The 7,015-nt window shown below is 46.4% G+C and carries 5 protein-coding genes; 4 read left to right on the forward strand and 1 reads right to left on the reverse strand.

The genetic code is table 11. The annotated features are described in order from the left end of the window. Window positions 1-117 precede the first annotated feature (117 nt). Window positions 118-2,019, reverse strand: coding sequence for a BamA/TamA family outer membrane protein (locus OXN25_01390; protein MDE0423500.1), 1,902 nt, complete (start codon window positions 2,017-2,019; stop codon window positions 118-120). A gap of 254 nt (window positions 2,020-2,273) precedes the next feature. Here OXN25_01390 and OXN25_01395 point away from each other — a divergent pair, with 254 nt between their 5' ends. From OXN25_01395 to OXN25_01410, 4 genes are all read left to right on the forward strand, one after another. Further along, complete coding sequence (locus OXN25_01395) at window positions 2,274-4,280, forward strand: B12-binding domain-containing radical SAM protein (protein MDE0423501.1); 2,007 nt, start codon at window positions 2,274-2,276, stop codon at window positions 4,278-4,280. 7 nt (window positions 4,281-4,287) lie between these two features. Next, window positions 4,288-5,811, forward strand: a complete 1,524-nt coding sequence (locus tag OXN25_01400) for an energy-coupling factor transporter ATPase (GenBank protein ID MDE0423502.1) — start codon at window positions 4,288-4,290, stop codon at window positions 5,809-5,811. 112 nt (window positions 5,812-5,923) lie between these two features. Further along, on the forward strand, window positions 5,924-6,703 hold the full coding sequence (locus tag OXN25_01405) for a HEPN domain-containing protein (protein ID MDE0423503.1): 780 nt from the start codon (window positions 5,924-5,926) through the stop codon (window positions 6,701-6,703). 105 nt (window positions 6,704-6,808) lie between these two features. Further along, window positions 6,809-7,015, forward strand: a 207-nt coding sequence (locus OXN25_01410) for a hypothetical protein (GenBank protein ID MDE0423504.1), incomplete at its 3' end; no start/stop codon positions are given.

Here is a 7,015-nt window from a genome sequence, read left to right on the forward strand (position 1 = left end):
TTAAACCTCCAATTGTTGTGAACATCTATTATTATTGCTCCTATATATTTTACAACAATTTTCCCCACTTCGCAAATTAAATGCCAAAACGCCCCATAAGTTGTGTTTCTATGCCGGTCAAAATGACGCACCTAAACTGACGTGAATTTTTCCTCTCAACAAGGAATCCCCTGCGGCGAGTCCATAGTTCAGTCGTAAGATACCGCCTCTGGATTCAAGCCTCGCACCGAATCCGTAACCAACTCGAAGTCTGTCGAAAACGGAAGGGGTCTCCATCAAGGTTACAGCCCCTAAATCCGTAAAAACGAAAATCTGGGAGTCAGGTCCGACAAGATACCGATATTCAATATTCGCGTAAACGCGGCGCGGTCCAGAAAACCAGTCTTCATCATATCCACGCAATGTGGTTGCACCGCCAAGGTAGAAGAGTTCGGTTGGCGGAATATTAACACCCCATGCCGCAGCACCGTGGAGTTCAACGGCTACCGTCTGTTTCCGCCACGTTGGGAAGTATTGTTGGAGAGAGAGCCACGCCTTTCGGAGCCGAAAATCACTCCGAGACACCTCAAAGGCGATGCTGTCGCGCCGACCCCGCGTCGGGTTGAGAAAATAATCGCGGGTATCGCGGGTCAACCGGAATGTGAGGCTATATTTTGTTCCACTATAGGGTTGGAGTTCGGTTGACGGTGTAGTAATTGGAGATTGAGCTTCAAGAGGTGTCAGTGTTGTCGGGGGCAGCCCTGTGTTTGGGACATTGATCTGCTTATATCCTAACGTCAGGGCACCTTCAAAGACGCGTCCGAAGTTAGTAATCGCACTTATGCTGCTGGAACGCTCTTCAGCGACTGTTCCGCTGTCATTAGGTGGGAAACCCGTAAATTGCTCTCGATCAAGACGCTGCTGTTTGAGTTGTCCGTAGTCTATGCCGATGGTTACCGGTTTGCCGAATACCCAGGGTTCAGCATAACTAATTCTGAAGATTCTAAGCAGACCAGATTTCCAATAGAGATTGAACTGTCTACCTGTTCCTAACAGATTCGTTTCGTTGGCTTCGAGTATACCTGTAAGTTGTGGTGCCGCGTCAACTTCGGCATCTGGGGGCGCGTATCCAACAACACCACTCAGTCGTCCAGTTTTTGCTTCGGTGACTTGGGCGTGAAAATTAATCTTGTCGGCTGTTTCACCTGCCTCCAGCACATTCGGGCTAATCTGATAGAAATATCCTAAATTGCGCAATCGGCGATAACTCGTGTCAATATTGCGTTGATCAAAACATTGGTTAGGCTTCACTGGAATTTCTCGAAGGACGACTTCTGTTTTCGTTTTCTGGAGACCACTCACTTTGACCTTACCAATCTGAATTTGCGAGCCTTCACGGATATGCAATTGAAAGTCAACAGTAGCCGTTTCTTGCGAAAGTTCGATGTCTTTGGGTTCGATTTCAACCTTTGGATAGCCATGTTCACTATATAGGGTCTGGACGCGCTCGATGCCGCGTGTGAGTGCCGCTTCTGTAAAAAGTTTGCCCTGCTTTAAACCGAGTTCATCACGAATTTCATCTTCTGAAAAACGCTGGTTTCCCGTAAGTTTCAATGTTCCTATTCGGATCTGTCTACTTTCAACAATTTTTACCGTAATTGACACATCTGTTTCGCTTTCCGAGATCGGTGAAACAGTTGGGGTTATCTTGGCGAACACAAACCCGTCTGTCCGGTATGTATCAAGGATACGTTCAAACCCTTCTCTGATTTCTGTCTGGGAGTACGCTTTTTCTGCCTGCCACTCGAATAGGGTTGTTAATCTTTTCTCATTTAAGTGCTTGTTGCCATCAAAACGGAGTTGACGAATATAATAGTGCGGTTCGGTTGTGTTGTTCTCTGCCTCGTTATTAGCAGTTGCCTTTTCCGAACCACTCTGTTCTGTGTCGTCAGCACTGTGTAGTAATTCAGGAGTTCCGATCACACAGAGAAGTAGACTAGCGAGGAGTATAAGGCGTTGTGGAAGTCGGTGTTTGTACATCTATCGTCCCCATTAACCTGTCCCGTATCGTGAAAATATTTTAGCATGTACGGTATAGTGAAAGCAAATTACTATGGTGTGCGAAATTTGTTGAGAACCGAACATTAGAGGCTTCTAAAAATCTAAAAAAGAAAAATTTGATAAAAATTGGAAAATGTGATATAATATTGTTTGGATTGATTAGATTAACAATTTATTCAAAAAAAATTGGCAATACGTATGATGATATACCCACGCAGGAGTACACATAGACTATGCCAAATGCACTATTTATTTATCCGAAGTTCCCTCCATCGTATTGGGGGTTTAAATACGCTTTAGATTTTCTTGGTAAAGAATCCTCAATGCCGCCGCTTGGGTTGCTAACGATCGCCGGCATGTTTCCCAAGAACTATAACTTAAAGGTTGTAGATCTTAATATTGAGCCACTCACCGATGCACATATTCAGTGGGCAGATGTTGCCTTGACATCGACGATGATTGTTCAAAAAGCGTCGCTTTACGAAGTGGCAGAACGTTGCAACCGAGCAGGAGTCCCGATTATTTCAGGAGGTCCACATCCTACCTCCTATTACGATAATATTAAAGAGGAAACCGACGCTACGATCAACCATTTTCTCTTCGGTGAAGTAGAGGAGATTTTTGAGGACTTTTTGACCGATTTTGAGAGCGGTGCCGCGAAAGAGGTCTATCGCGAAACCCGAAAACCTGATATTACGAAAACCCCGTTGCCGCGTTACGACCTTATTGATGTCAACTCCTACGGATCAATGGCACTCCAGTTCTCGCGAGGTTGTCCCTTCAATTGCGAATTCTGTGATATTACAAAATTATTTGGGCGTGTCCCACGCACGAAAAGTAATGAACAGATGCTTGCTGAGTTTGAAATGCTCTATAAACTCGGATGGAAAGGGGCAATGTTTGTCGTTGACGACAACTTTATCGGTAACAAACGCGACGCTATGCGCCTACTTCCGGCTGTTAACAAATGGCAAGAAGAACGACAATTCCCCTTCTCACTTTATACCGAAGCCAGCGTGAACCTCGTTGAAATCCCTGAAATGCTCGATGCAATGAGTGACGCAGGTTTTAACATGGTGTTCCTCGGCATTGAAAGCCCTAATGACGATGCGCTGATTAGTACCTCTAAAGGGCAAAACACGAGCAAACAGGAAGATGCCGGTAGCTACTTATTGCGTGCTGTCAGAGAGATACAGAGCAAAGGGATGGAGGTTACGGGTGGCTTCATCATCGGGCTTGATGGTGATACTGAGTTTGATTCGCATATCCGGTTTATTCAAGAAGCCGGTATTCCGATGGCGATGGCAGGTTTGCTTACCGCTCTAAAGGAGACGGACCTCTGGCACCGATTAAAACGTGAAGATCGGTTGCTTGGGGAGTCCAGCGGAAACCAGACCGACATGACCCTTAATTTTGTGCCGGAAATGCCGCGCAATAAGCTTCTTAGGGAATATCGGCGGGTTGTTTCGACGCTCTACGATCCGACCTTGAAGAACTATTTTGCTCGGTGTTTGAAGTTACTGGAGTATATGCCTAAAACCCACAATAATGTCAGAGCAATCGATAATATGGCGGAAATTCGCGCATTTTTCCGGTCAATCCAAAAGCAACTCTTCTCGAAGCAAGGTCTGGAGTATGCACGATTTTTGATGAAAGTGTTGAAAGACTATCGTCCTATGTTCCCAGAAGCTGTCCGATTGGCAATTATGGGCTACCACCTTGAGAAAATAACACGTCATACTGTTGCTGTTGAAGACTTCAGAAACTTCTTGGCACATGAAATGGAGACCTTTAAAGAGAGAATTTCGCAGCTTACACAGGTGCCAGACGAGTGGATGCATGAGATGCAAAGCTATTCGCGGCAACTTTTTGCCCGTGTTAAGAAAGAGTATAATGCGATTCACGAGGATTTTCGCTATGCTGCACAGAGCGCACTCACCGGTTTCCAAGAGTCGATGTTCAAGGAGTACTTAGAGGCGGAACTCAGGGCTTTCAAGGATGCTGCTGGGGCTTTCGCGAAAGAACAAAGCGAGCGTCTCGGTGAATTGCAAGTGTATGTCCATAGGCTCCTTGCCCGTGTTCGCGCGCAACATGCGCAGCTCTACGATAGTTTCAGACATCACACCGACGATTTGGGTCGCCATACCCAAGAGGCATTTGATGCTTTCCGTGAGTCCATCGCACGGCATTTAGAACAACTCTTCGGCTCCGTCCCCGTGCAAATTGAAGGTCTGACTTAATGAAACCATGGCATCTATTGAGGTAGAAAACCTCGGTTTCACGTATCCGAGTCGCCAAATCCGCACACTGCGGGGCATTACCACCCGTGTCCTTTCCGGGGCGTTTGTGCTGCTAACGGGTCCAACAGGATGCGGCAAGTCCACATTGCTGAGGACACTCAACGGTTTAATCCCACACGCTTCGGCAGGAACACTCACTGGAAGGGTCCTTCTCAAGGGAAAGAATCTCGCTGCCCAACCCCTCGCCACTACATGCCAACAGGTCGCACTCCTCTTCCAAGACCCTGAAGATCAACTCTTTTGCACTTTAGTTGAAGATGAGATTGCCTTTGGACTCGAAAATCTCGGTTTCTCGTCCGAGGAGATTCAAGAACGAATTGCTATCGCCTTAGAACAGGTGGGTCTGTCTGATTTCCAGAATCGGGAAATCTCATCGCTCTCAGGCGGTCAAAAACAGCGTATTGCCCTCGCTGCTATCTGTGCAATGCAACCCCAAGTCCTGCTTCTTGATGAACCTACCAGCCATCTCGATCCACAGGCAACACGCGACATTCTCGATATCGTCGCGAAACTTAATAAAGAGATGGGAATAACCGTCATCTTAGCGACCCATCGAACTAAGGAAGTCGCGCCGCTGTGCGATCATGTATGGCTAATGGATCAAGGACAACTCGTTCTTGATTTACCCAGAGTGGAAGCGTTTAAGGATTTCTCGCCGTATCAGCGTTTGGGTGTGCAAGTGCCTGTTGATAGGGAAACTGCGTCTGATACCCAACCATCCCGTCGGACAACTTCTATCGTTTCACCCTCAAAAAACTTTAGTCTGAGCGTCAATGAACTCTATTTTCGCTATCCAAATACCGATACAGATGCGGTGCAAGGAATCTCCTGTGAAGCGCAACACGGGGAGGTCTTCGCAATTATGGGCGCGAATGGGTCCGGTAAGACAACCTTAATTCATCTCATTGCAGGTTTGCTGCGTCCATCGGCGGGGGAGGTGGCGATTGCTGGAAAGCCGCGAAAACGTATGAAACTCCATCAATTGGCTGGCGAAGTCGGGATCGTGTTTCAGAATCCAGATTTACTTCTACAGGCGAAGACCGTTCGCGATGAAGTCGCATTCGGTCCAAAAAATCTAAAGTTTTCAAGAAAGACACTTGAAGATCGGGTTAATCAAACAATCAGACGCTTCGACCTAACAGATATCGATTCAGAGGCACCGTATGCCTTGTCGCGAGGACAGCGTCAGCGCACTGCTGTCGCGGCAAATTTTTCGCTACGTCCACATATTTTTCTCCTTGATGAACCTACTACCGGTCAGGATGCACAACATCTCTATCAGTTGATGGATGAGCTCTGCAATGAAATCCGACGCGAGCATAAAGCCCTCATTTTCGCAACCCACGATACCGATCTCACCTTGAGATATGCCAACCGGGTCCTCTTGCTACGTGATGGACAGGTAATTTTTGATGGCAGCCCAGATACTGCCTTCAAGAACCCTGAACTCTTAGGGCAAGCCTCGCTATGATGCACTTCGCCCTGGGGGACAGCCATTAAAGGAGTGAATCTTTTGCTCTTTTGCACCTAAACTTGATAGTTTTTATCAAATGTGTTATATTTCATCTCAAAGGAGGGTTTGCATGGTCACCCAACAGGAGATTCAGGCCACTTGTGATGACATCGTGCGAGAATTCGCACCGCTACAAGTAATTCTCTTTGGCTCCTATGCGTATGGGACTCCCACGGAAGACTCAGATGTAGACCTACTTGTCGTGATGGATATTCCGAAATCGGAATTTCGCAACAAGGCGATAGAGATCCGACAGCGTATCTCATACCACTTTGGTCTGGATCTCTTAGTTCGTTCACCGAAAGAAATTGCGTATCGTGTATCATATAATGATTGGTTTCTCCGCGAGATCGCTGAAAAAGGCAAAGTGCTTCATGGTGCCGATGCCAACTGCACTATCAAAAATCTACAAGACATGCATTACGGAGCGAATATTCTCAGAAAGGAAAAGGATTGCATGAATCCATTGACGCTGGAATGGATAGAGAAGGCTGAAAATGATTACGCTGCTGTCCAGCAGCTCCTGTTGGGATCAAATCCGCTGCATGATATTATCTGTTTCCATGCTCAGCAGTGTATTGAAAAATATCTCAAGGCATGGTTGCAGGAAGCGAATGTTCCTGTTCCGAGAACGCATAACCTTGAAGAATTGCTGGCGTTGATTATACCTACCTTGCCTGCTTGGTGCGATTGGCAACCTGACTTCAAGATAATCACGGAGTACGCGGTGGAATCTCGCTATCCCGGACCTTCAAGAACAGCAGAGAATACACAGCATGCAACACATATATGTAATGAGGTGCGTCAAGCCGTTCGCAGGCAGCTGAGACTTTCCGGTTCTGTTGATTGATTTGAAAAACAGAACCGTCCGGACCTCAGTACCTCACGAATAATTTGACTTTTGGCGGTAAGTAGAGTATAATTCGGGTTGTAACCCATTTTCATTAAGGAGAAATTGAATGAAAATAAGTTCAATATTTCATGTTTTGGCTTTTTTTTGGTATTACTGATATTCAGTATGCCTTTGGTTTCCCGCGCCCAAGAGAATTCTGTGCAGGTTGAAGCTATGACCGCTGCCGAATCAGACGCGAATCAAAGTGTTAATAGACTGACATTTATCAAAGTTGTGGTCCGACTACTAAAAGCGTTGCCTAAGAGCGTA

Source organism: Candidatus Poribacteria bacterium (genome assembly GCA_028820845.1).
Taxonomy (GTDB): domain Bacteria; phylum Poribacteria; class WGA-4E; order WGA-4E; family WGA-3G; genus WGA-3G.

Coding starts and splice junctions, on each gene's coding strand:
- OXN25_01390 (MDE0423500.1), bottom strand. CDS start 2,019: ATGTACAAACACCGACTTCCACAACGCCTTATACTCCTCGCTAGTCTA.
- OXN25_01395 (MDE0423501.1), top strand. CDS start 2,274: ATGCCAAATGCACTATTTATTTATCCGAAGTTCCCTCCATCGTATTGG.
- OXN25_01400 (MDE0423502.1), top strand. CDS start 4,288: ATGGCATCTATTGAGGTAGAAAACCTCGGTTTCACGTATCCGAGTCGC.
- OXN25_01405 (MDE0423503.1), top strand. CDS start 5,924: ATGGTCACCCAACAGGAGATTCAGGCCACTTGTGATGACATCGTGCGA.